The following is a 23,911-nucleotide window of genomic DNA, read 5'->3' on the forward strand; positions in this document are numbered from 1 at the left end:
TGCTGAAATCATAGGTTTTTATTTTTGTAAAGAAGACACATCATAAAAATGGACCTTCATTTAACGCCCAAAATAAATATTCTTTCAAAAGAAAAAAATCATTCCTATTTTCTCTTATTTTGTGGAAAATCATCTTAATTTGCATTAAAGTTTCTTCATCTACTGAAGGATCGGATATTTTTATTCCAGTTAAAATCCATTCCTCATGTTTACTTAAATATTCCATTATCCCAATCATTAGAAATGAGTTAATAATGATTTGTGTAAAGCCCTTTTTCATACTTTTCTTTCATGAGGTTTGGATATGAACCAAATTGACTTAAATCCGATAATTCAAATGCTTCAATATGATAAACTCCATTTTCAAAAGACTTCATTAACTATGAATGATTTGACATAACATACCTTCCTTACATTTATAATTAAATATAATATACATCATCAAAACTACTGAAGGCAACATAATATATTTCCAAACGTAATTCATCCTGTAAACGCTATGCTTGAGTTATGATATAAAAATCACTATAGAATCAAAAGGTTGCATATTTTCTAAATTGATGAAGGAATAAGTTGATAAACTTTACATTTGTAATTCCTAATATTTTTAACCGCTTCAAAACACTCTACATTCTCCTCAAATTGTAAGATTATAGACTTATTAAAATACCACTCTTTGCTCTCCCCTCATTCGAACTTTAGCCAATTTTTAATTTTCCGAGCAAAATACATAATATTATATCAAAAAATGTTTACACAAACATAATTTCTCATCATAATAAAAAGAAAAGGGAAAGGATGAGGGAAAAGGTGTTAGGAAATATTGTTATGTTTCTATTATTGCTCGTTTGGATTTATAATGTTTATTTGTTTGTCAAAATGATTGTGAATTACTTTAAAAAGCTGCCTGTAAAACCTGTCGCAAAGAGATACGCAATCAGTTTCATTCCACTTCTGATTCTTTTTATTTTAGTTGGTTTAACTAATGATACGACTAAAGATAAAAATGCATCCCATGATACGAAAACCCATCAAGTAGATAAAGATAAAAAAGAGACAGATAAGAAAGATAAAAACAAGGAAGAGAAAGACAAAAAGGATGCGGAAACTCATAAAAAAGCTGAAGAAAAGCAATCAAAAAGTGAGAATAACTCTGACAATGATGAAAATCAACATAAAACGTCAGAGAATCTAGTTGCTGCAATATTTATTAAACATATTGATGGGGATACGTCCAAGTTTAATATTGAAGGCAAAGAAAAAACAGTTCGTTATTTATTAATTGATACACCTGAAACGAAGCATCCACGATTAGGTGTTCAACCTTTTGGCAGAGAAGCATCTGAACGAACGAGATCTCTGCTGAGTAGTGCACAAAAGATTGAAATTGAATATGATGTCGGTCCTAAAACAGATAAATACGGTAGAGATTTAGCTTATGTATTTGTAGATGGTAAAATGGTCAATGAAATCTTGGTTAGAGAAGGATTGGCAAAGGTGGCTTATGTATACCCGCCTAATACTAAATATTTAGATCGATTGAAAGCGGCTGAAGCGTTGGCAAAACAAGAAAAGTTAGGCATATGGTCTGAACAAACGGATTCTGTTGCACAAGATGCGGCACCGGTTCAAACACCTGCTAACAATACAGTCAACACACCGTCAAATCAAAATAGTGCGCCTCAACAAACATCGTTCAGAAACTGTGATGAACTCACTAAAGTTTATCCTGCCGGTGTTCCAGCTAGCCACCCTGCCTATCAACTCCGATTAGATAGAGACCGTGATGGAAAAGCATGTGAAGCGCATTAATACATTACACATATACATGATATATAAAATTAGATTTTAATTACAAAAGCGACTACAACAGCTTTGTATCATTTCAGAGTACAAGCTGTAGTCGCTTTTTACATTTCCCTATATCTCTTTTATTAATTTAATACCTAATAACTGCATCGCTTCTTCAATATTTTTAGAAACAACCTCTAGTAACATCATTTTTGACGCTTCATTTGCACTGCCTAATATTCTTTCAACATTGTAATAGCTATTGAAATGGCGACATAACTGCAATGTATATCGACAAATTGAAGATGGTGTATAGTTAACCGCAGCAATCTCTAGAACTTCATTATAAGATTTCAAATGCTTCAAAATCGCCCACATGTTCTCTTCAAATCGAAAACTATCCTTGCCGTTATTCGCATATCCACTCTTTCTTAAAATAGATTGCATTCTTGCATACGTATACATAATATATAGCGCTGTGTCACCCTCGAACGCTAACATCTCATCAATTTTAAAATCATAGATACTCAAACGATCATTTTTCAAATCGTAAAACTTAACAGATGCAATGGCAATTTCACTCGCTGTTTCTTGTTTATTCGTTAATTGAGATTGCTTTTCTTCTAAAGTTTTGAGAACTGCCGCTTCCACTTCAGCAATGATGTCTTCAAGCAATACAACCTTCCCTTGTCTTGTGGACATTTTTTTGCCACCTTTTAAAATCAAACCGAACGGAACATGCTCTATGACAGTTTTTAATCCCAACAAATGCGTCACTTGTTCGAGCTGCTTAAAATGAATAGATTGCTCTTGGCCAACGACATATAAAATACGTGATGGGTCAAAAGTTGCTGTACGATATAAAACAGCAGATAAATCACGTGTAATATAGAGGGAAGCGCCATCACTCTTTTTGATCAGTGCTGGTGGCAAATCCTCTAATTCCACAATATAGGCACCGTCATCACGCTTTAATAAATCTTTTTGCTCCAATAATGTGACAGTATCTTTTAATTTGTCATTATAAAAAGCTTCACCTTGTATGTAATCAAAATGAATATCCAAAAGTTTGTAGAGTGCATTAAAGGACGTCATTGACACTTCACGGAACCAATACCATAACGCTTCGTACTCATCGTTCCCACTTTCAAGAAGTCTAAAAACTTCTCTCGCCTCTGCATCAATTTGTGGATTATCTTCACTCACTCCTTGAAAACAATAATAATAAAAAGTCAGAGCATAATAAAAATTTAGAGTTTAATTATAATCTTAAATTTAAAAAGTATCTAGCTACATGGCCAATGCGAAAATCAGAGTATTTCAATCTTAATCGAGAAGAAAAAGAGGATATATTATTTATCAGAAAAGAAAATGACAAAGTAATAGCCATTACCAATGTTTTATGAATAAGTGCAGTCCATTCAGATTAACGATGGACTATATTGACAACAACTTACATCCTTACTGCTTTAACAATGAATTGATATAGCGCTTACTATTTAAAAACTTTAACTAAATAATTGAAAGCAATGATGATTTTAAAAATACCCACTACTAAGGTAATTGTAGGTGGCGTTTAGCTCTTCAATTTGTTATCTCACGCTAGTCGTACTTATGCCTAAAAACCTAATAACATTTTCAAATCACTATTTCTATAACATTCTAAAATATCAATCACTTGTTGATGTGGAAGTTGTGGGGCCTCCCTAATCTCGCATAACTTTTATTTAAATTCTTTCAATGTTACAGTCAAATCATTCACTGTGAGTTCAAACAAATTTTGGTCTTACTTTTTAATCTCATTAACTCGGTAGCCTTAGTACAGTAAAGACAAATCTTTAGTTTATAAATTTGGTGCCAACTCTTCTAAAAAGCATCAATTGACTGCTTAATTAATAAAAGTTGCGATTCTAATTCTTTGTTATCCAACAAAATCCACTTCTTTTTATATCATCTACTTATAAAAACGTAATATAAAATTTTCATAGAATTCAATGATTTCGATATTAATCAACAATATCTAGATACAAAAAGAGGCTTTCTATACGTCATTATGCGTATATCAAACCTCCACTGTTGACCGCTATTATTGCCTATTAACGATTTAAGGGGCAATGTTGATTATCATTTCCCATCACTAATACTCAACCTATTTTTTTGAAGTCTCGGCCGAATCGATTAATTTATTTGCTTTTATCCACAATATAGTTTTGCATATTTCTAATATCGTGTTCTAAACTTGCTATCAGTTCACTTCCGTCTCTCTGTATACCATATCTCGTTGATCTACTATCTCCGTATTTTGATACTATTCTTTTTTCTATCAATTTTTTTATTCTCGTTTTCGCAATATGTTCAGTTAATCCTTCTAAAGATTGTAACTCTTTCATCGTAACAAGACCATTTTTTTCTATATAACTAATAATTGTTTTTTCTTCCTTACTTAAATCCACATAGCTATCAATCAAATCTATTTTCCAAATTTTTAAAATTGTTTTCCCTTCATTACTTTGTACCTCAGGCATCCTGAATTTATTCTGTGTTGCTACCTGAAATATTTTCATTCCACCTGAGCCTGCTCGTTCACTATACCCCGCTTTTCTAAACAACGTAACTATAGTGGTGTTCCTTGCTTTGGTCTCTCCACCTCTTGCAAATTCTTCTTTTGTAACCAACATTTCTCCCGGATTACTAAACACATAATGATTTTTAAATGCCTCTATTTTAATTGTTACATTATCTTCATAATCTGCATGAATCAACGCATTAGCTAAAGCTTCCCTTAATGAAATCTCTACATCTCTTTTTGCGCTTTCTCTTCTTTTGGTATCTTCATTAAGTTGAAAATTTTCAAGCACAGTATTCACTAATTTCTCTAAAACAACATTATAAAAATTGAATAAATTCAGTTCTATATTATTTAATTCTCCAGAAGAAACCCGGTCAATCCATCTCGTATCTAATGTTTCTTGTATTCTATTTCTATAATCTAAATGATAGTTAGGATATAGAGCTAATATTGACTCTTCTTTCCCAAAGAATAATAGGGCACCCTTTTTTAATTTGTATTCTCCCGTATTTTTGTCCATACCGATAGCCCCATATTTCTTTAAAAACTCCCAATTGTCCATCTCTAGGATATTCAGTTCTTCGTTACGGTCTTGAATTAATTCTTTATATTTTCTTATCGTTTTAACATCTAAATGTTCTATGTTAAAAAAGTCAATTAATTCTGCGTCGTTATTTGGATTGGCATCTCTTAAATATCTCCTAATTTCTTCCCCAGTCATTTTCTGGTCACTATCATTTCTTCTTATAAATGAATTATTTATATTACCTCTAACATGCACTGGCTTACTAAACGTAGGAGCTTCAGGAATGTATACTTCTACATATTCAACTTCTCCATCCTTTAGAATTCTAATATTGTCTTCCTTAATATTGTTATAATTAGTGTAATCGCGATCATTAGCTTGATTTGTTAAATCTTTTAAAATCTTATCAATATTTTTTACTCCTGTTATTTTTAAGGCTTCTTTTTCTTCACTAATTCCTAAATAGATGTATCCACCTTTAGAATTTGAGAATGATGAATAAGTTTCCCAAAAAGATTTAGGTAATTTATCCTCTGATTTTTTATATTCAATTTCAATCCCTTCTCTCTTCAGTTCTTGTCTCATTGAATCAACTCCTTTGTATTTTCTAGAGGTTTTCTAGAGGTTTTCGCTTAACTTCTTGATTATATCCCAATATTTCTAGAGGTTTTCTAGAGGTTTTCTAGAGGTTTTCGCTTAACTTCTTGATTATATCCCAATATTTCTAGAGGTTTTCTGGAGGTTAGAAAATTGGAAAAACATATTCTTTAAGCTTGTAGCAACCTACATTCTCAATCTTATTAATAGTCATTTGGTTGTTATTACTTATTATACCTCTATCAATAAGCAAATCAGCTTGTTGCTGTAAGTTAAGATGTTTGGGTTCCTTTGCATTGCCTAATTATGTAGAAAATAACCTCACATCAGAACGTATCTGCCTAAAAAGAAGTGAGGGCGTTGTCGTTTGTAATCGAATAATAGTTTATAACAAAAATCATGTCAATTCTTCTTGAGCATATCCTTGTACACCTCTATTACTTTTCTAGTATACATTCATACAAAAGGAAGTGAGAATTGTGTTCCAGACTCTTGAGTTATTAAAATTAGAGAACGACCTCAACATTTACAGCATAAAGATGTCACTTTACGGTCGTTCTTTCATTTTTCTTCTGCTTTTCACACCCCCATAACACACTGTAATTTGCATTGAGACATACAACTATAAGCAATTGCTATTGTATGGTTCTCAATGTAAAGCAAGGTATAATATAAACATCTTTCACAGGCTCTTAGTTATTAGTTTTGAAAAACCTAACGTTCCATTATTATAGCCGTTACGCTTGTAAAAATTATGGGCACTTTTCCTGTCCATTGTGATACCACTATTCAGTGTTATCGCCTTACAATTTAAACTTGAAGCTAATTCTTCTGATTTATTTAACAATAATTTACCATATCCTCGTTTTCTATATTTTGAACTAACTACAAATGCTAATATTCTCATGTATTCTCCATCATATTCATAAAAATACATTTTACACATACCACTGAATCCAATAATTTTATCATCCTTGATGAGTAGGAGTATGTAATAATCATTATGCCTATAAATTGAATTCAATCGATTTTCTAACTTGTCTTCAATGACTGGATAACCTAAATCACTATATAACTCTTTTAATTGACTTAATTTTTCGAAGTCACTTTTATCAAACTTGAACATTAAGTTTAAAGCAACTAGAGATGAAACTTCGTCAAAAAACTCAACCATTTTATACAAGGATTTTTTAATTTCTATTTCGTTTAATCTATAAGTATCATTATGATTAATGTAGCTGATATATGTCAAACTAACTTCCCACAGCATTCTCCTACCATACACAAAAAGGGGCTGGGACATAGACTTCAGCTCCTTTAAGAAAAAGACGTCAAAATTCATTTTTTTAGAATTTGACGGCTTTTTTCTTATTAACGAACGAAAACGAACACTTATTTTAGCTAGTTTTCGTATATTCACTGCCATGAGTGCGATGCCAAGTTCACACTCAACCTTTGATTTTGTGCGAACCGATAATCTTTGGAAACCCAAATTAGCCTTCAGATTTCCAAAAGTTGATTCAACATCTATCTTTCTCTTTTGATAAATGTGTTTCGTCTTTGGATCTGAAAGCTGTTGATTTGTGAAGGCTTTAAAATAGTCCCAAGTTAAATTTTTAAATAAGCGTTTATTTGTGTTGGGGTTCGTACTTTGCTTCATACATTGACTTCGTAATGGACAGCCCACACACGCTTCACATGCATATAATTTAAAATCTCTTTGAATACCGTATCCGTCTCTTTTCTTTCTGTAACTTTGGAAATGTAATTCCTTTTTGTTAGGACATATATAGTAATCATCTATCTCACGGTATTCCCAGTTAGCAGTAATAAATGGATTGTTTTTATATTTGCGTTGCTTCTCTTTGAGATACATACTATAAGTGATTAAAGGTGTTTTCTCAAATTCATCGAGTATCATGGTATAGTTGTATTCACTTCCGTAACCCGCATCTGCCACAATATACTCTGGAATGTCACCATATAAATTGTGGATGGATTTTAAAAATGGTTCGAGCGTTCTTGTATCACCTGGATAACTGTAAACACCAAAAGCTAAAACGAATTGATTATGGGTTGCGATTTGTAGGTTATAACCCGGTTTCAATTGGCCGTTTCTCATATGATCATCTTTCATTCTCATGAAGGTCGCATCGTGGTCGGTCTTTGAATAACTTTTTCTGTCACCATAAATTTCCATTTGCTTGTCATATTTGATTTTACGGTCTTTAAAATCTTGGATGGCTTTCTTACTTTGTCTCACCTTACTTCTTTCTTTTCTAAGGGTTTTTCTTGTCTCTACATCTTGAGTCGTTTCAATTTCAGACGTGAGCGCATCATTTTTATGACCTAAATGCGTCTCTATTTGATTCAGTTCTTCACTTGTTAATTCATGCCCAGATTCACGTTTGATTTCAGGAATAATCTCTTCAGAAACGAGTTGCTCATATAAAGCCGTTGATTTTTCAATGACAGACTGACTAAAACGCTTCGTATTAGCCAGCCACTGGAATGTGTACTTATTCGCATTTGCTTCTATTTTTGTGCCATCAATATAAATGACATCCTCTGTAATGAGTTTATCTTCTAATAATTGGGCTCTTAAACCGACAAATAAAATATGTAGAAATTCCATCATGTGGGGATTCACTCTAAAGCGATTGATGGTTCTATAAGTTGGCGTTTGACCTTGCGCAAGCCACATCATTCGACAACTATCTTTTAACAGATGCTCGATTCTTCGTCCTGAAAAAACAGAATGGGCATAACTATACAGTATGATTTTTAACATCATTTTTGGGTGATAAGATGAAGGACCTCTTTGGCTATAATATGGATTAAAAGCTTCTTGGGGAACAGATTCTACAAGTTTGTTAATAATGAATACAATATCATTTTCAGGAAAAGACATCTCAGTTTCTATTGGAAGTGTAAGTTGAAACATGTTATAATTTTTATACATATAAAGTTCCTCCGTATTTATGTTTGTGGTTATTCAATATTATACGCGAGGACTTTATTTTTTTTAAATAATATCTAAAAAAGAATCGATTAAGTAAATGATTTCTTACTTAGTCGATTCTTTATTTGAGCCGGGATTTATGTCCCAGCCCCTTTCCTACGATTTGTCAAGGGTTCAATAAGTGAAATTGACATTACTGAACTAGACCGTCCAATTTTTACTTTTTTGAATAAGGTGTTATGATGTATATGATTATGTGGTTTCGTTAGTGTGGTGCTTTCTGATAATCATATAATTTATCATTGACTATCAAGTAGTGAATGGTCTTTAATAAGCGATTGATACTCGCTATTACGGCAGTCTTGTGGGGTTTCCCATGAGGCTGCTCTCTTAATTTATAATAATAATCCACAATATGGCTTTGATAATGATTTCTTCCCCTAAGAATGTTCATAGTGATTAAATACAATAAACGCCTTGCTTTTTTATTTCCTCTTTTATTAATCGTATCTCGACTCTTTGAAGTTCCTGATTGGTAACGTTTAATATCAATGCCTACAAATGCATTCAGTTGTTTATTTGTTTTGAATTCTCTAATATCTCCAAGTTCCCCAATAAGCAATGTAGCTGTGAGTTCTCCGATGCCAGGAATTGAAATAATATTTTCAAACTCAGTTGTATTTTTAGCTAAATCAATCATTTCCTGATTAAATGCTTTCATTTCTTCTATCCCAATAAGCAGTTTGTCGCATAAGTATTGGACTTTTTGTAGGAGGAAAGAAGACTTGCGCACATTCGGAAAACTATTATTCTTTATTTCAATTAATTTTTTGGCATACTTGTGCGCTTTTTTAATTGAAATGCCTTTATCAGTTGAATGAAGTACTTTTTCCACCAATTCATCATGAGTCAAAATACTTACATAATCAGGATGAGGAAATGCTTTAGCTATATTTAATGCGATTTTTGAATATCTGTTAGTAAATAACTTTTCTAACCCTGGAAATGTTTGATGTAGTGTTTCGACTAACTCAACTTTGAGACAATTTTGGTTGATCTCCATTTCTAAGTGAAAGCGCGCACGTTCTCTCAGTTCAAAGTAGATCTCTTCAGGATGACGTTGTACCTTTGAATCTTTCATTCTAAAGGCAAGAAGTGCGAGTTTATGTGCGTCTGACTTATCTGTTTTCCATGATCTTAACGAATTTGTTTTAAACTTGGCTTCTAGGGGGTTCATTTCTAAGTAATTTATTTTGTGAATTTCACAAAAGTGTTTCATACCTCTTGAATAAACACCTGTTGATTCAAAGAGGATAAACAGGGAATCAAGATGCTTGATATAATTTTTAAGATAACGATAGCCATTTTGATTATTTTGAATGACCAATTCTTTAACGAAAACTTCATCCTTATAATGTGCGACCACACTTTCTGACTTACTGATATCAATACCAAAACAGTTAATAAAAATCATACCTTTCTCTATTGAATTGAGAAGATTTTAACTTTACTTAGCCTTTTTCATTTCATTTTCCTATACACGGTTTCTAAAACCCAACATACTTCAATCGAATTTCAAAAGGAGAGTAAAGCTGATCAGTTTACATTACGGATTCAAAGATCCAAGGGACTGCGCGATCTACTTCTCTCTACAACTATAAAAAATAGCTGTGAAGAAATCTATCGTCATAAATTTCTTCACAGCTAATCTTAGTATGTTTTTTTCTACACGATTACTCCCACTCGATGAAATGAGTGTTTTTCGTTAATTTGCATTAACCTATAATAATTGATATATCAGTGTTTTGATATGTGTGTACTTCCTATCAATTTACATTACTTATTAAATAACGTATTCAAATACGTATTCAATGCCTGCATGCGTGAGATTATAATCTGTTACTTTCATCAAGAAATATATTTTAAATATAAATAATACATACACAAAAACTCAGCCCTACATCTTACGACGCAGGGCCTACAAACATATAGTTTATTTCCTTAATAACAATAATAGAGTAAAAATTAGTAATTAGCAAGTGCTTCACTAAAAAAATTATATACTGACTTAAAGCGTTCATCGTATATATGTTTATTCTTTCGAGCATACTCCATGAAGGCATTGAGTTCATCAATTCTACGTGCTCTCATATTTTTGTTCACAACTATTTTATCGTAAACATAAAGCATTGCTAAAATATCATGAATATTGTAATTACTAAGCCTTTTATCTAAAGATTGTTTACGAATACCTAAACTTTTCGCATATTGTGTTATTAACACGCTTTTATTATTGCCAATAATTTGGTTTTTCAAAACAATATTATTTAATATAGGGGTATTATGTGCAGCTTTATTTCTGATATTTTTTACAAATCGTACCGTTTTGCTCAATTCTTTAAACTCATCGATTTTATACGTATTATAATAAAATTCAATGAACCAACACAAGTTGCCAAACTGTATATGCTCAATTAAAAACCATATAGGCGTGTTTTGTTCATACTTATCATAATCTAGCTTTCTATATGTATCATAGCTCAAATATTCCATCATTTTTTTATATGGATCTTTTATTTTTGACGTCTGTCTCACATAACTAAAAAAGCGTTGTACAACCTTATAGCCATCTTCGTTTTCTAAATATGTAATTGATCTCATAATATTTAACTTGATTGAGTGCTCAATGTCCAAACAAAATTTTATTATAATATAACGTAACCTCATATCTAAACTTGCTAAATCAACTAAATTTTTAAAATCCACTTCTTGATATCTTTCAACTAACTGACTTTGATGCCTAACTATTTGTTTTGGGTAGTTATCAACATAACTATTGAGCTTGTAATAATAATTTTTAAATTCTAATATTCTCATGGCTTCTATTTCATTAATATAGATAAATTTTACACCTTTAAACTTCATGTAAAATATAAGAGATTTGAATGATAATGACATTGTACAACCTTACCTTTTTTAGGATATTACACACATTATACATTAAAAACTACAAAATAGTGCTAGGTAATTTTAATGTTTTTATCCACTTTCTTATTTCCACTATTGGAATCCCATCCTTTAACCTTCAAAAAAATTGTAAAGTTGTATTTTATGCTATGTTTTGCTAGGGTTTCGCTTGTGAATATATCGCATAGTTTAACAATCACAACAAGACACTTTTGTCTACTTGTCCAAGTATGGTAGGTAACTCACAGACCCCCGCACAAAATGACGGGCGTGATGAACAAAGGGCTGGAGAACGGGGCAGAGTTTTCTTCTCAAAGATTTCCCAATATTATTTAATATCCGAATTGCCACAATAGCAATATGGTTGATGTAACCACGCATGACGTCGTGATTTACGCCCCCTCACCTTATACAAACCACACTGTGGCTTTCCTATGCCTTTCCCATTATGTTGGGAATGATAGCTTAGAACTCACCATTTTGAAGCGGTAACATTCCCCAGCACGGTCATTAACTTGCCGTAAATAAAATTGTGCTATGTACTGGCTGACTACTCAATTTTGAGGGGCACAAAGAACGCCAATATTTTAGTTTCCCCAAATGTGGAGAATGACAAAAGGGGGGCGCTTATTTAACGACCCCTTTGTTGAAATAAAAGCTATTACTCATTTTTTCGCTAGATCTATATTAATCATTTTTGATTATTATGAAACCAAAGTACGTACTCAAATTGAGTACGCAGGTAAATATGTGTTGTTTATATTAGCTGTCGTCCATTTTTGGACAATAGACATATAGACAATTTTATCCGTTTGCTGTTAGGCATTTTAGGATAATAGTAAGCGCCTTTTTTTGACCGTATACTTTTGCACAATCCAATTTTGGTTTCTGCGTATCCAATTGTCAGTACTCAAATTTGAGCTGTGTAATTTTGCAAACCTCCTGTAAACTTTAATTTTTCAGCACTTTTCTTATGGCTCATTTACCCCTAGAACATCATGTTTATCACTTTTGGTTGTTTAAAGAATACTTTTCAAATCATCTCAAAATTAAAGAATATTAAATGTACTGGTATGTAGTTTTTCAAAGCTCAAAATTGCGTTCTGAGAATGCACCAACTTAGTGCATCAGGTAGAAATGAATTGGTTAGACTTTTTTGACTATCCAATTTTGGATTGTCTAACGTCGTGTTTTACGACTTTTACGACGGAACGAATCATTACCCCCTTTACTCTTCTGAAACTTAGTATTTCTTAACATTTTAAAAAGCTTCATCACTCTTCAACATTTACATATTACTGAGTATCAACCTAAACACATTACATTTGTTCCAAACCTGTCATATTCATTCAAATTACGTTCATTTTAGGCGTCTAAATAAAAATTAACGGTATTTATCCTTTTTTATTATCGTGCTTATACGAGCGTTTATGAATCCCTGACAGATATGTAGTATTTTGTAGTAGCATGAAGCTGGTAATACTCATTTTTGAGTAGGTACAGAATTGTGCTTATCTGTTTCCGATTAATGCAGTGTTTTATTTGCAATAATGTGCGTGCACTCAACTAAATCATAAATATTATGAGCGGTGGTATCTGTATTTTACCGACTCCTTTACCTAGCTTATTATTGACCTGATGTAACGATTCGTTCTGTCAGCTCATACGTATCACCACAATGTATAACCGTATAAGTTAATATCCTCTGATTCAAGTCAATCAAATAAAAAAAGCCCTAACCGTACAATATGGAAAGAGCATACATACACTTATAGTTTGACTAGAACAGGCGTATCTATAAATACACTTGTAACATCTTAATGATCGTGTCGCTTAATACATACCGCTACACACTCGAATTATTTCAATACACTTATTAACCTTTATGACTATATTCCTTAATCCTACTGGCACGTGTTCGTCTATCTTCCAATCGTTTCAAATTTCGCTTATTCTGGTACGCTACACGCCATTTATAATAAATCGGGTACAAATCTTCCTGTAACCTCTGAATCGCACCACACGCTTTGTATTTGCTTCCTGTGCGCATATATTTAATAATTTGCTTTCTATCTTCAAGACTGTATGTGGCAATCACTTTATTAAGCATTGCAATCATCACACTGTTCTTTTTCTTGTACCGCTTCATTGCCTCTTTTTATTCTACGATATATTCTGCTAGCTTATCGATAGGGTATGAAGCGGGTTGAATACCATACACAACATCGTAAGATACAATAGACGTATTCAAATGATACATCGATTCTATATAAGCGTTAATATTATCTATTTTATTACGTACATAAAAGGGGTTAAAGTCTGTGAGTATCTGCCATTCTGTTATTTTGGCCACACGATAAATAAGCGTTTTATTGATTCTTTTCAACCTCACCATATCACCATTTTCATTATTGCGCTTATAAAGTACACTTTTGACATATTCACATAGTTAGACCCCCTAATGTATCTTTTTCTCAAAAAATCTGCGGAGTAGACTCCTCTCCACCGGTTCCCCGCGCCGTTTTAATACCAAAACTTTAGGACGGGGGGGAGAAGCGAAGAACAAAACGCCACTATTTTTTTATCACTAGTTTTTCAACCGCTTCACGCCGTCTTATACTGCCCTCGATCAATCTGGTTAAACTTTTGATTGCCTGCGCTTTTTCCTCCTGCGTCGTAATCATGTAGTACCCTCTACGGTCAGATGAATAGTTGCAACCAATCGGATAAGCGTAAATTGTCGACAATTCACTTATAATGCGACGTATCCAACGTTCATTACTTGAAGTCTTTTCATATCCTAATTGATTAAGCATTTTTTCTTTAGTAATATATTTGTTCGGTGCATTAATTATCACATTGAGTACTTGGCGGTGTTCATCTGGTAATTCTTGCACCTTTTCTGTTATTTCTCCCATTTTGTCACTTCCTTGTTTTAATATTTGATAGTTTTGTAACATAAAGCCTCACGTTTTTATCGCATATTTATGTGAGTGGTTCCACATCGGTTCCCCTATTGTTCCACCATATTTTATAAAAGTGGAACCGCTTCGCTCTTACTCTCCCAATAGATTTACCCAAATGGTTCCCCAAGTTCCCTGTTTTTTTTCGAGCATATATATATATATATATAAAAGCTATATAGTAAATGTGTAACTTTCTGTATAGGTATATGTTTATAAATTATAGGGAACTTAGGGAACTAATAGCCTAAAACCATTGATATGACTGTATTTGTATGGTTCCCTATTATTAAAATTTACAGGGAACCGATAGGGAACTTAGGGAACTATATTCCGTTATATTCTGAATAGTATTGGTAAAAATCTAATCCAATATCATTGACAATTGAATGTCTGATTGCGTACCCTCGTGGCTTTTTACCTTTATGGCCTACTCTTTTGGTCAACTTCTCTTTATCAGTGACTAGGTAGCCACGTTCATCCCATTGTTTTGTAATGCTATGAAGTTCGTGACCTAAAAATTGCTTTAATGTTTCACCCATTATCAATAAGAAATCACGTTTATATATAACCTTAACATCACCTGAACTTACGTCATGGTAGCCCTCACCCTCAATGCTGTTTCTGTTAGCGTCTAAATACTGTAAGAGTTCCTCCAACAACTGTTTAGGCTTATCAACATTTCTGTTGGTCTCTAGCATGCTGTTATATGCTTGGTCTATTGTGACATAGGGGTCGTGTTCAAAACCCTCAATGTCGTTAATGATTTCACCAGCAACCTGTAATAAAGCAAAATTACGTCCGATACGTGCCATAATCTCATTGTCTCCCGCTTTCTCAATGAGGCGCTTCTCATGGCTTTTAAACGAACGATAGTAAACCTCTTTTTTTGCACGGTATTATTCCATGAATGCTATTCCTAACGTTCCGTACTGGCTGTTTATGCCTTTATATAAGTCAATAAAAGACACATCACTATTGAATGGATTATCTTGCAATGTGATAATCCTTGCACCAATGCCAGCCTTTTCTTTTCCATTATCGGCCAACGACGTCTCTCCTGTTGAAATCATGATATTTTGCCATGTGCGTTCAACTTCAATACTCGATTTATTGCCACGACCTTTTTCACGACCACCACTAAATTGATAAATCACATCGGGTAACATGTACGGGTTTGCTTTTCTTGAATCATCTAATAACAATGGAAAACTGTTCAAAAAAGCGGACTTACGTTCTATACTCACCCTTGTAGTATTCCATTCCCCGATAAGGTTAGATGTTCCCCACACACTGCTGGCGACCTTTAATGCTGTTGTTTTACCTCGTGAGCTTGCTCCACTTAAGTCAACGATGAAAGGTTCAACATCAAAATCATGCAGTAGTATTGACCCACAAGACGCATACAATAACATCATGGCTGGGTATGAGTTTGAAACGATAGAAAATACATTTTGCGCATAATCTTGTAGCGTACCTTTTGTTTTAAATTCCTTTGCGATATTCTTGTACCCTTGTTCATAAATAGCCAGCTCAACATCTTTAATTAAAGGGTGAATAAAGTATCGGTCTACATGACCTAAACGTGTGACAATTCTTGTTATCGGCAATGGATTAAGTCGCATATACATGCTGATATAATTAACTAAATCCACGCGGTTAGTCGTGTTCACATCAAAACCCCTGTCAGCCAAATTAATAATGTGTGTAGCGTCTGCTAAATCACGTGCCAATACTGTATGCTTGTTTTCTTTTTCAGCACTATTGAACTTGAGTTGATATGTGAATTCACCCGTTTCAATGTCTTTATATTTCTTGGTAATGTATGGCGTTGTTGAAGTGATTAACACCGGTATCACTTTTGCATTATCTCCCTTACCTTTCTCGACTTCCTTATACAACCACCCGTTACTTCCAATCAGAAAATTTTGGGGTATAGTATCATGTGTTGTTGTTGTATTGATTGTTTCTATCACCTCAGCGGGAAAATCAGCCATTCAATCACTCCTTTCTATTGTGTTTTTTATAAATGCTATTGAAAGTTTTTGTAATCTCTTTATCTTCTATCGGTGGTGTGCATTGCTTAGCCCAACCATACGCCAACCCATATACAAGACTAGGGTCGACATATCGGCGTAACAAATACCCAATGAGCTGTGTAAGTACGATATTACGTTCACCTGCAGCCACACCCATTGCGATAGATTGCCAATGTGACGGGTCTCTTTTCCTGAATGGTGAAGCGGGTTCCCCCTGTACCTCTTTGTAAATGTCAACTTTCTTCAACAATTCATCTGTATCAAATATGCTGGCGTCGTTTACCTTAAAGATAAACTTACTATCTTTATTCTTAACGACTGGTAACGCTTGTACTTGTGAAACAACCTTTGAAGATTCATCGTATTTAAGCCCTATATGCTCACCAAATAGCGCGATTGCGTCTTTATAGCACTTACTATCTAACGGCTTTGAAAGTGGTATAACGAGCCGATAACGTGGCTTCTCGTGTGTGTGGTTATACGTTGAATAAATACAGTAAGATAATTTACCGATACGCTCATAAATCACTTTGATAAAATCAATTGAACTGTCTAAATCATCATAATCAATCACTAGCATGTTTCTGTTGACCACATTGTCATTGTTACGACGCTTAATGACGTTATCATTTTCACCTGTCTTTACTTCACCGCATAACATTAACCCCCTTGCATATTTGTTATTAGGGTCAATCCGCTTCACACTCAACCAATTAAGGAACTCACTCCAACAATACTGATATTCTGTTTCAAAACTATCTGCGCTTAGATTCCTATAATATTGTACTTTCATCTTTTCAGTATCGTTTTTTATCTCATATTTGATATAATTCATATAGATAATCCTTTCTAAAGATTATTGCTTATTTCTGCGTTATCAGTTCTGTCGCCAAACTTCGCTGATGACGCTTTTTCTATTTCGTGGTACTGATCGATCTTCTTATTAAGCTCTTTAATGTACATATGCATCAAATCACCTAATTGTTCACAATGAATACGGTATTCATCGTATGCCCTCCCGTAACTATTTACTTCTTCCATTGTGTTTAACTGGGTATATGAAAAGGTGTCTGCAATAAACCAACCATGCGTGGTTTTCAAGTCCTCCAGTTTTTCTTTAATCACTTCAATTTCACAAAATAAATCATTTAATCTTAAGTTCATTCTTATTATTCCTCCACTTCAATATTTCCTACAATGTAATCCAATGCCCATTCCAGTATTCCAATGATATGACCTTTGCGGTCTGTTGTGTGCTTGTGCTCACCTTTGTCATCTATAATGTTGTAATGGTATATGTCTTTCGTTTCGTTCATAACATCATCTAGTGTCTGCACCACTTCATTAATGATTCCGTATTCTTCACTGTCAAACTTTAAATAGGACACAATTTTGAATAGCTCTTTATGAATCATCTTGAGTGCCTGCTCATAAAAACTTGTAGTACTTTTCACAACAATAGCCTTTTCCATTACTTTGACCACTTTATATAAATGCTTTCTCTGACTCAATTCCATTTATATTCACTCCTTACTTATGTGCTACTGCTTTGTATTCCGCTTCTAATACCACGACAATGGCACTAAACATATACAATGTTCCTGCTATATGAAAATCAAATGTGGTAAATAAGAAATATGCCGATAAAAACATTAGTGCAATACGTTTTACTCTCATGGTCTCACCACCTTTTAAAGCCTAAAAACATAGTACTGTTTGACTCTCTCACGCATGCGGGCGCTGTTAATTTACTATTGTTTCAAGCTATCCAATACCTGTTCAATGTCTCGTCTATCATAAATCCAGCTTTTACCTTTCCTAAACTTTTTGAGTCCTGCTTTCTCCCAATTGGTAATGTCCTTATGGGTACAACGGTATTCTTTCATCACTTCCGATTGATTAAGATACCGCTTTTGATTCTGTCTTGCCCTCTCTAATGCCAGCGCTTCTACAATCCTCACAATCTCAGTTACAAGGTGCTGACTGGCTTCATTGCTTAGTAGTGAATTTTCATACATTAATCAACCCTCCAATAAACATAGCAATTCATAGCATGGACGTTAAAAAAATATTTCATCAATAGTAATTGATGGAAACAAATTTTCACGAAGTAAATTTCTAAATTTTAACATTTCAGACTTATTAAAATTAACTTTTCCTTTTTCTTTCATACGAAATGCTTGTGCTGAAATTCCAAATTCTTTAGCCATTTTTTCTTGAGACATACCTAGCATTTTTCTATATCCCGCAATTTTATTCATGTTACCACCTCCTAAAAACATAGTAAAACATAACTCGATATTATATAATTGCTTCGAGGTGATATTTTTGAATAAGCAAGATATTGGGAAAAGAATCCATCAAATCCGTATTGATTTAGGTTTATCAATGACAGAATTTGGAAAAAATATAGATAAAAAATCTCCAGTTAAATCTGGAGTTATTTCCAATTGGGAAAATGGGAAACAATTACCTAATAAGAAAAGAATAAAAGCAATAGCCGACTTAGGCAACATAACTATAAACACACTACTGTACGGAGATAATATTACTTACGAAGATATAAAAAAGCATATTAAGACACCTAAAATAGAAAAATTAATCCACCAACAGTTAGAAAAATTCTTCCTTAATTATTTAAATCGCTCTAAATTCAACTATAAAAACGCTTCAAAAGTATTTGCTTTAACAGAATTATTACTAGAAGAACAAATTAGTGATTTTGATGAACTTATCAATAAATTGTATAAACTAATGTCCAATGACAATCTAGAATTTTACCATCATGGAGTATTCGTGTTGTTAAATGAGGATTTCAATAAATTACATGTCCAATTATATTTAACTGAGTACATTTATGATTTATTAATACAAATTTCATTAGATTCATCGATTTCATACTATAAAAATTTAATTTTACAGTTAGAAGCAATGAAAGAAATGATAAAAGAAGTTTCTTTTAAAAAAGTGGTATATAAAGATGACGAATCTGAGAAGACAATTGCTGAGTTTATTAACCGCCATGAGTACCAACAATTATTTAAAGAAATTGATAAGTTAAAAGAAAGAATAGAGACTAAAGATATCATTACCAATGAATAATTGTTTAACACTATTAATCATCACGCCAAGCGGTAGCCATTCCGTAACGGCGTGTCAATCCAATCTCACGCATGCGGGCATGATGAAAGGATTGATCTACATGATTAAGAAATACAAAAAGAAAGACGGTACGACAGCCTATATGTTTGCGGCTTACTTAGGTACCGACCCTATTACAGGTAAACAGAAGCGGACAACGAGACGGGGCTTCAAGACTGAAAGAGATGCAAAGATTGCTGAGGCAAGACTTCAAACAGAGGTGAGTCAAAACGGCTTTTTAAACAACGATATAACAACGTTTGAAGAAGTTTATAAACTGTGGCTTGAACAGTACGAAAATACTGTAAGAGAAAGCACATATCAGCGTGTGTTAACCCTATTTGATACTGCTATACTAGAACATTTTAAAGATATCCCAGTAAAAAAAATCACTGTGCCGTACTGTCAAAAAGTTATCAATAAATGGAATAAGCAATATTCTGATATGAAAGCAATTCGTATATATGCGTCTAACGTATTAAATTACGCTGTCAACCTTAAAATCATCGCTGATAATCCTTTTAAATATACGAAAGCACCACGAAAGAAAGAAACGAAACAAGATGCATCTATGAAGTATTATTCAAGTGATGAATTGAAGCAGTTTTTAACTTTTGTTGAAGATGACCCTTTATATTATGCAATGTTCCGTACATTAGCATTTACGGGTTTTAGACGTGGTGAATTAATGGCGTTAACATGGAATGACATAGATTTTAATAAGCAAACAATCACTATTAACAAAACTTATGCAAGAGGCTTGAACTATAAACTTGTTATACAAGAGCCTAAAACCAAGTCATCACTTAGAACAATTAGTATAGACGAAAAGACAACCGCTATATTAAAAGCATGGAGAACACACCAGCGTGTTGAATCGCTTAAATACGGACATAATACATCAGATAAACACCAGCCTGTATTTACTGATGTGACTAATAATAAGCCACTATATCCCGAACACACTAATAAAGTATTAAGTGCTGTGTGTAATAGGCATCATTTCAAACGTATTAAAGTTCATGGTTTTAGACATACTCATTGTTCACTTTTATTTGAAGCGGGGTTATCTATCCAAGAAGTTCAAGACCGTTTGGGACATGGCGATATTAAAACCACTATGGATATTTATGCTCACGTGACCGAAAAACAACGCGACCAAGTGGCTGAAAAGTTCGCAAATTATATCAATTTTTAGCATTAACGTATTCAAAACGTATTCAACGCAAAATAAAAAAGGCTAGAAACCGCATCACAACGGTATTTCTAGCCTGTTATTGGTACTACATCATTATTCCCACTCTACTGTACTTGGTGGCTTAGATGTGATGTCATACACGACTCTGTTCACGTGATCGACTTCATTGACGATACGTGTTGAGATTTTTTGTAAGACTTCCCAATCGATGCGGGCAAAGTCACTTGTCATACCGTCGATAGATGTCACTGCACGGATGCCGACTGTGTAATCATACGTACGGTAGTCACCCATCACGCCGACTGAACGGATGTCTGGTAACACTGTGAAGTATTGCCAAATTTCGCGTTCTAAGCCTTCTTCACGAATCACTTCACGTAAGATGGCATCTGATTCACGAACGATTTCCAATTTGTCTTCTGTAATTTCACCTAAAACACGGATACCTAATCCTGGTCCTGGGAAAGGTTGTCTCCATACTAAATGTTCTGGGATACCAAGTTCGATACCTAATGCACGGACTTCATCTTTAAATAATGTGTTGATAGGTTCAATTAATTCGAATTCCATATCTTCAGGTAAGCCGCCTACGTTATGGTGCGATTTAATAGTTTGCGCTGTTTTTGTACCTGATTCAATCACATCTGTATAAAGTGTCCCTTGTGCTAAGAAATCGACACCTTTTAATTTTGATGCTTCGTCGTCGAATACATAAACAAATTCGTTACCGATAATTTTACGTTTCTTCTCTGGATCTGAAACGCCTTCTAATTTAGACATGAAACGGTCTTTGGCGTTCACACGGATGATGTTCATGTTGAAACCTTCCGCGAACTGTTCCATTACCATGTCGCCTTCACCTTTACGTAATAAACCGTGGTCTACAAAGATACATGTCAATTGGTCACCAATCGCTTTGTGTAATAATACGGCTACAACTGATGAATCCACACCACCGCTCATGGCACAAAGGACACGACGATCGCCGACTTTTTCACGGATTTTTTCGATTTCGATATCGATAAAGTTTTCCATTGTCCATTCGCCTGTACATTCACAAACGCGGCGCACGAAGTTACGTAAAATGTCATTCCCATACTCTGTGTGACGGACTTCTGGGTGGAATTGTACGCCATAGATACGGCGTTTTTTATCTTCAATTGCAGCGTATTGTGTGCTTGGGCTGTCTGCAATGACTTCGAAGCCTTCTGGAATTTCGATGACTTTATCTGAGTGGCTCATCCAAACCGTTTGCTCTTCTGGTAAGCCGAAAAATAGTTCGTCTGACTTGGCGTTGATGATTGCTTTACCGTATTCACGTTGGTTCGCACGTTCCACTCTACCGCCTAATATTTTAGTTGTCAGTTGCATACCATAACAAATGCCTAATACCGGTACGCCTAAGTTGTAAATCTCAGGGTCAATCGTAAACGCATCATCTGCATATACTGAGTTTGGACCACCTGATAAAATGATACCTTTTGGGTTCATCTTTTTAATTTCTTCAATTGAAATCTCATGGTCATGTAATTCGCTGTATACGCCCATTTCACGAATACGACGTGTAATTAATTGGTTGTATTGACTACCAAAATCGAGGACAAGAATCAGCTCTTGTTCTTTTGCCATTTCCATACTCTGTGTACTCCTTTATCAATTAGAATGAGTAGTTCGGTGATTCTTTAGTAATTTGAACATCATGTGGGTGACTTTCTGCTAAACCTGCTGCACTCATTTTTGTAAATTGCGCTTCATCGCGTAATGCTTTCAAGTTCGCTGAGCCTGTGTAACCCATACCACTCTTCACACCACCGATAAGTTGATAAATTGTATCAGCTAATGGTCCTTTGTAGTCGATACGGCCTTCTACACCTTCTGGTACGTATTTTTTAGGTGTTTTATCTTCTTGGAAATAACGGTCGTTTGAACCACTTTCCATTGCACCTAATGAACCCATACCACGATAAACTTTATATTGACGGCCTTGGAACATTTCAACCATACCTGGGCTTTCTTCTGTACCTGCAAGCAAGCTACCTAACATGACTGCATGGCCACCTGCTGCTAATGCTTTCACGATATCGCCTGAGAATTTAATACCACCGTCTGCAATGATTGTTTTACCGTGATTGCGTGCTTCTGTCGCACAATCATAAATCGCTGTAATTTGAGGCACTCCTACACCTGCAACGACACGTGTTGTACAGATTGAACCTGGTCCGATACCCACTTTAACAACGTCTGCGCCTGCTTCAAACAACGCTTTTGTACCTGCTGCTGTCGCTACGTTACCCGCAACAACTGTAATTTCAGGGTATTTTTCTTTAATCGCTTTTACTTGATTGATCACGCCTTGTGAATGTCCGTGTGCTGTATCGATGACTAATGCATCCACACCCGCTTCCACTAATTTTTGTGCACGGATGTCAGTGTCTTTCGCAATACCAATCGCTGCAGCTACAAGTAAACGACCGTGTGCATCTTTTGCTGAGTATGGGTATTCGTGTACTTTTTCAATGTCTTTAATTGTGATTAATCCTTGTAATACACCATCTTCAACAAGCGGTAATTTTTCAATTTTGTGTGCTTGTAAAATTTCTTCCGCTTCTTGTAATGTTGTACCAACTGGAGCTGTGACTAAATCTTCTCGTGTCATGACATCAGAAATTTTAATTGAAAAGTCTTCAATAAATCTCAAGTCACGGTTTGTTAGGATACCAACAAGTTTACGTGATGTTTTATCGTCGACGATAGGCACACCTGAAATACGGTATTTGCCCATTAATGCTTCTGCTTCATAAACACTTTCTTCTGGTGTAAGGAAGAACGGATCTGTGATAACACCATTTTCTGAACGTTTAACTTTTTGTACTTCGTCTGCTTGGTGTTCGATGCTCATATTTTTATGAATCACACCTAAACCACCTTGTCTTGCCATTGCAATCGCCATTTTAGACTCTGTAACTGTGTCCATTCCCGCTGAAATCACAGGGATGTTTAACTTGATTTTGTCTGATAACTCTATGCTTAAGTCGACTTCTTTCGGTAACACATTTGATTCTGCTGGGATTAAAAGTACATCATCAAAAGTGAGTGCTTCTTTTACAAACTTGTTTTCCCACATCATTATTGACAGCCTCCATTCAATTTTATACCTA

22 protein-coding genes and 1 pseudogene are annotated in these 23,911 nt (G+C 34.2%); 3 read left to right on the top strand and 20 right to left on the bottom strand.

The features are described from left to right. Positions 1 to 40 precede the first annotated feature (40 nt). Positions 41 to 280, bottom strand: a complete 240-nt coding sequence (locus tag GZH82_RS13320) for a hypothetical protein (RefSeq protein ID WP_162682877.1) — start codon at positions 278 to 280, stop codon at positions 41 to 43. A gap of 530 nt (positions 281 to 810) precedes the next feature. On the opposite strand from GZH82_RS13320, the gene GZH82_RS13325 reads away from it, so the two are divergent. Then, on the top strand, positions 811 to 1,812 hold the full coding sequence (locus GZH82_RS13325; protein WP_203232820.1) for a thermonuclease family protein: 1,002 nt from the start codon (positions 811 to 813) through the stop codon (positions 1,810 to 1,812). Between the two features lie 108 nt (positions 1,813 to 1,920). Here the strand turns inward: GZH82_RS13325 and argS are convergent, their stop codons facing one another. The 17 genes and pseudogenes from argS to GZH82_RS13400 form a co-directional block, all read right to left on the bottom strand. After that, on the bottom strand, positions 1,921 to 2,997 hold the full coding sequence (argS, locus tag GZH82_RS13330; protein WP_162682878.1) for an arginine--tRNA ligase domain-containing protein: 1,077 nt from the start codon (positions 2,995 to 2,997) through the stop codon (positions 1,921 to 1,923). Positions 2,998 to 3,974: 977 nt separating this feature from the next. Then, positions 3,975 to 5,471 carry an RNA-binding domain-containing protein gene (locus GZH82_RS13335; RefSeq protein WP_162682879.1) on the bottom strand — a complete coding sequence of 499 codons (1,497 nt, stop codon included), beginning with the start codon at positions 5,469 to 5,471 and terminating at the stop codon, positions 3,975 to 3,977. A 694-nt stretch (positions 5,472 to 6,165) separates the two neighbouring features. Next, on the bottom strand, positions 6,166 to 6,825 hold the full coding sequence (locus GZH82_RS14670; protein ID WP_457853129.1) for a GNAT family N-acetyltransferase: 660 nt from the start codon (positions 6,823 to 6,825) through the stop codon (positions 6,166 to 6,168). Positions 6,826 to 6,846: 21 nt separating this feature from the next. Then, a pseudogene (locus GZH82_RS13340) lies at positions 6,847 to 8,445 on the bottom strand (IS1182 family transposase); the annotation flags it as partial. A gap of 265 nt (positions 8,446 to 8,710) precedes the next feature. Next, positions 8,711 to 9,910 (bottom strand): IS110 family RNA-guided transposase, encoded by a 1,200-nt coding sequence (locus GZH82_RS13345; RefSeq protein WP_343236280.1) that lies wholly within the window; start codon positions 9,908 to 9,910, stop codon positions 8,711 to 8,713. A 560-nt stretch (positions 9,911 to 10,470) separates the two neighbouring features. Continuing rightward, a complete protein-coding gene (locus tag GZH82_RS13350; RefSeq protein WP_203232821.1) occupies positions 10,471 to 11,370 on the bottom strand; it encodes an Abi family protein in 900 nt (299 codons plus the stop codon). A gap of 1,918 nt (positions 11,371 to 13,288) precedes the next feature. Beyond that, on the bottom strand, positions 13,289 to 13,522 hold the full coding sequence (locus GZH82_RS13355; protein ID WP_203232822.1) for a hypothetical protein: 234 nt from the start codon (positions 13,520 to 13,522) through the stop codon (positions 13,289 to 13,291). Positions 13,523 to 13,570: 48 nt separating this feature from the next. After that, a complete protein-coding gene (locus GZH82_RS13360) occupies positions 13,571 to 13,798 on the bottom strand; it encodes a hypothetical protein (protein WP_203232823.1) in 228 nt (75 codons plus the stop codon). A 187-nt stretch (positions 13,799 to 13,985) separates the two neighbouring features. After that, positions 13,986 to 14,330, bottom strand: coding sequence for a hypothetical protein (locus tag GZH82_RS13365; RefSeq protein ID WP_019168684.1), 345 nt, complete (start codon positions 14,328 to 14,330; stop codon positions 13,986 to 13,988). Between the two features lie 371 nt (positions 14,331 to 14,701). Then, the gene (locus tag GZH82_RS14390; protein WP_238989584.1) at positions 14,702 to 15,190 is read right to left on the bottom strand and encodes a hypothetical protein; all 489 of its coding nucleotides are present in this window, start codon (positions 15,188 to 15,190) and stop codon (positions 14,702 to 14,704) included. An 84-nt stretch (positions 15,191 to 15,274) separates the two neighbouring features. Further along, complete coding sequence (locus tag GZH82_RS13370) at positions 15,275 to 16,372, bottom strand: DUF927 domain-containing protein (protein WP_238989585.1); 1,098 nt, start codon at positions 16,370 to 16,372, stop codon at positions 15,275 to 15,277. Between the two features lie 4 nt (positions 16,373 to 16,376). Continuing rightward, the gene (locus GZH82_RS13375) at positions 16,377 to 17,249 is read right to left on the bottom strand and encodes a primase alpha helix C-terminal domain-containing protein (protein WP_162682884.1); all 873 of its coding nucleotides are present in this window, start codon (positions 17,247 to 17,249) and stop codon (positions 16,377 to 16,379) included. Between the two features lie 14 nt (positions 17,250 to 17,263). Next, positions 17,264 to 17,578, bottom strand: a complete 315-nt coding sequence (gene tscT, locus GZH82_RS13380; RefSeq protein WP_162682885.1) for a type II toxin-antitoxin system toxin TscT — start codon at positions 17,576 to 17,578, stop codon at positions 17,264 to 17,266. A gap of 5 nt (positions 17,579 to 17,583) precedes the next feature. Then, positions 17,584 to 17,931 carry a pathogenicity island protein gene (locus GZH82_RS13385; protein ID WP_162682886.1) on the bottom strand — a complete coding sequence of 116 codons (348 nt, stop codon included), beginning with the start codon at positions 17,929 to 17,931 and terminating at the stop codon, positions 17,584 to 17,586. 13 nt (positions 17,932 to 17,944) lie between these two features. After that, entirely contained in the window at positions 17,945 to 18,091 is a 147-nt protein-coding gene (locus tag GZH82_RS13390; RefSeq protein ID WP_162682887.1) for a hypothetical protein, read from the bottom strand. 74 nt (positions 18,092 to 18,165) lie between these two features. Further along, complete coding sequence (locus GZH82_RS13395; RefSeq protein WP_162682888.1) at positions 18,166 to 18,432, bottom strand: DNA-binding protein; 267 nt, start codon at positions 18,430 to 18,432, stop codon at positions 18,166 to 18,168. Positions 18,433 to 18,474: 42 nt separating this feature from the next. Next, positions 18,475 to 18,675: a helix-turn-helix transcriptional regulator gene (locus GZH82_RS13400; RefSeq protein ID WP_162682889.1), complete on the bottom strand. Its 201-nt coding sequence runs from the start codon at positions 18,673 to 18,675 to the stop codon at positions 18,475 to 18,477. A 67-nt stretch (positions 18,676 to 18,742) separates the two neighbouring features. Here GZH82_RS13400 and GZH82_RS13405 point away from each other — a divergent pair, with 67 nt between their 5' ends. Both GZH82_RS13405 and GZH82_RS13410 read left to right on the top strand, forming a co-directional pair. Next, positions 18,743 to 19,516, top strand: a complete 774-nt coding sequence (locus GZH82_RS13405) for a helix-turn-helix domain-containing protein (RefSeq protein WP_238989586.1) — start codon at positions 18,743 to 18,745, stop codon at positions 19,514 to 19,516. A gap of 100 nt (positions 19,517 to 19,616) precedes the next feature. Then, positions 19,617 to 20,753: a site-specific integrase gene (locus GZH82_RS13410; protein WP_162682891.1), complete on the top strand. Its 1,137-nt coding sequence runs from the start codon at positions 19,617 to 19,619 to the stop codon at positions 20,751 to 20,753. Between the two features lie 93 nt (positions 20,754 to 20,846). Here GZH82_RS13410 and guaA read toward each other — a convergent pair whose 3' ends face one another. Beyond that, positions 20,847 to 22,388, bottom strand: coding sequence for a glutamine-hydrolyzing GMP synthase (gene guaA / locus GZH82_RS13415; protein WP_162682892.1), 1,542 nt, complete (start codon positions 22,386 to 22,388; stop codon positions 20,847 to 20,849). Positions 22,389 to 22,410: 22 nt separating this feature from the next. Further along, the gene (gene guaB, locus GZH82_RS13420; protein WP_162683078.1) at positions 22,411 to 23,877 is read right to left on the bottom strand and encodes an IMP dehydrogenase; all 1,467 of its coding nucleotides are present in this window, start codon (positions 23,875 to 23,877) and stop codon (positions 22,411 to 22,413) included. Positions 23,878 to 23,911: the final 34 nt, after the last annotated feature.

The organism is Staphylococcus sp. MI 10-1553, assembly GCF_010365305.1.
Lineage (GTDB): Bacteria > Bacillota > Bacilli > Staphylococcales > Staphylococcaceae > Staphylococcus.

What these genes read in the sequence shown, in the direction of transcription:
- GZH82_RS13355 (WP_203232822.1), bottom strand. Translation starts at nt 13,522, where the DNA reads ATGCTTAATAAAGTGATTGCCACATACAGTCTTGAAGATAGAAAGCAA.
- GZH82_RS14670 (WP_457853129.1), bottom strand. Translation starts at nt 6,825, where the DNA reads ATGAATTTTGACGTCTTTTTCTTAAAGGAGCTGAAGTCTATGTCCCAG.
- GZH82_RS14390 (WP_238989584.1), bottom strand. Translation starts at nt 15,190, where the DNA reads ATGGCACGTATCGGACGTAATTTTGCTTTATTACAGGTTGCTGGTGAA.
- GZH82_RS13375 (WP_162682884.1), bottom strand. Translation starts at nt 17,249, where the DNA reads ATGAATTATATCAAATATGAGATAAAAAACGATACTGAAAAGATGAAA.
- GZH82_RS13385 (WP_162682886.1), bottom strand. Translation starts at nt 17,931, where the DNA reads ATGGAATTGAGTCAGAGAAAGCATTTATATAAAGTGGTCAAAGTAATG.
- GZH82_RS13400 (WP_162682889.1), bottom strand. Translation starts at nt 18,675, where the DNA reads ATGAATAAAATTGCGGGATATAGAAAAATGCTAGGTATGTCTCAAGAA.
- guaB (WP_162683078.1), bottom strand. Translation starts at nt 23,877, where the DNA reads ATGTGGGAAAACAAGTTTGTAAAAGAAGCACTCACTTTTGATGATGTA.
- GZH82_RS13390 (WP_162682887.1), bottom strand. Translation starts at nt 18,091, where the DNA reads ATGAGAGTAAAACGTATTGCACTAATGTTTTTATCGGCATATTTCTTA.
- GZH82_RS13410 (WP_162682891.1), top strand. Translation starts at nt 19,617, where the DNA reads ATGATTAAGAAATACAAAAAGAAAGACGGTACGACAGCCTATATGTTT.
- GZH82_RS13395 (WP_162682888.1), bottom strand. Translation starts at nt 18,432, where the DNA reads ATGTATGAAAATTCACTACTAAGCAATGAAGCCAGTCAGCACCTTGTA.
- guaA (WP_162682892.1), bottom strand. Translation starts at nt 22,388, where the DNA reads ATGGAAATGGCAAAAGAACAAGAGCTGATTCTTGTCCTCGATTTTGGT.
- GZH82_RS13320 (WP_162682877.1), bottom strand. Translation starts at nt 280, where the DNA reads ATGAAAAAGGGCTTTACACAAATCATTATTAACTCATTTCTAATGATT.
- tscT (WP_162682885.1), bottom strand. Translation starts at nt 17,578, where the DNA reads ATGAACTTAAGATTAAATGATTTATTTTGTGAAATTGAAGTGATTAAA.
- GZH82_RS13365 (WP_019168684.1), bottom strand. Translation starts at nt 14,330, where the DNA reads ATGGGAGAAATAACAGAAAAGGTGCAAGAATTACCAGATGAACACCGC.
- GZH82_RS13335 (WP_162682879.1), bottom strand. Translation starts at nt 5,471, where the DNA reads ATGAGACAAGAACTGAAGAGAGAAGGGATTGAAATTGAATATAAAAAA.
- GZH82_RS13350 (WP_203232821.1), bottom strand. Translation starts at nt 11,370, where the DNA reads ATGAAGTTTAAAGGTGTAAAATTTATCTATATTAATGAAATAGAAGCC.
- GZH82_RS13370 (WP_238989585.1), bottom strand. Translation starts at nt 16,372, where the DNA reads ATGGCTGATTTTCCCGCTGAGGTGATAGAAACAATCAATACAACAACA.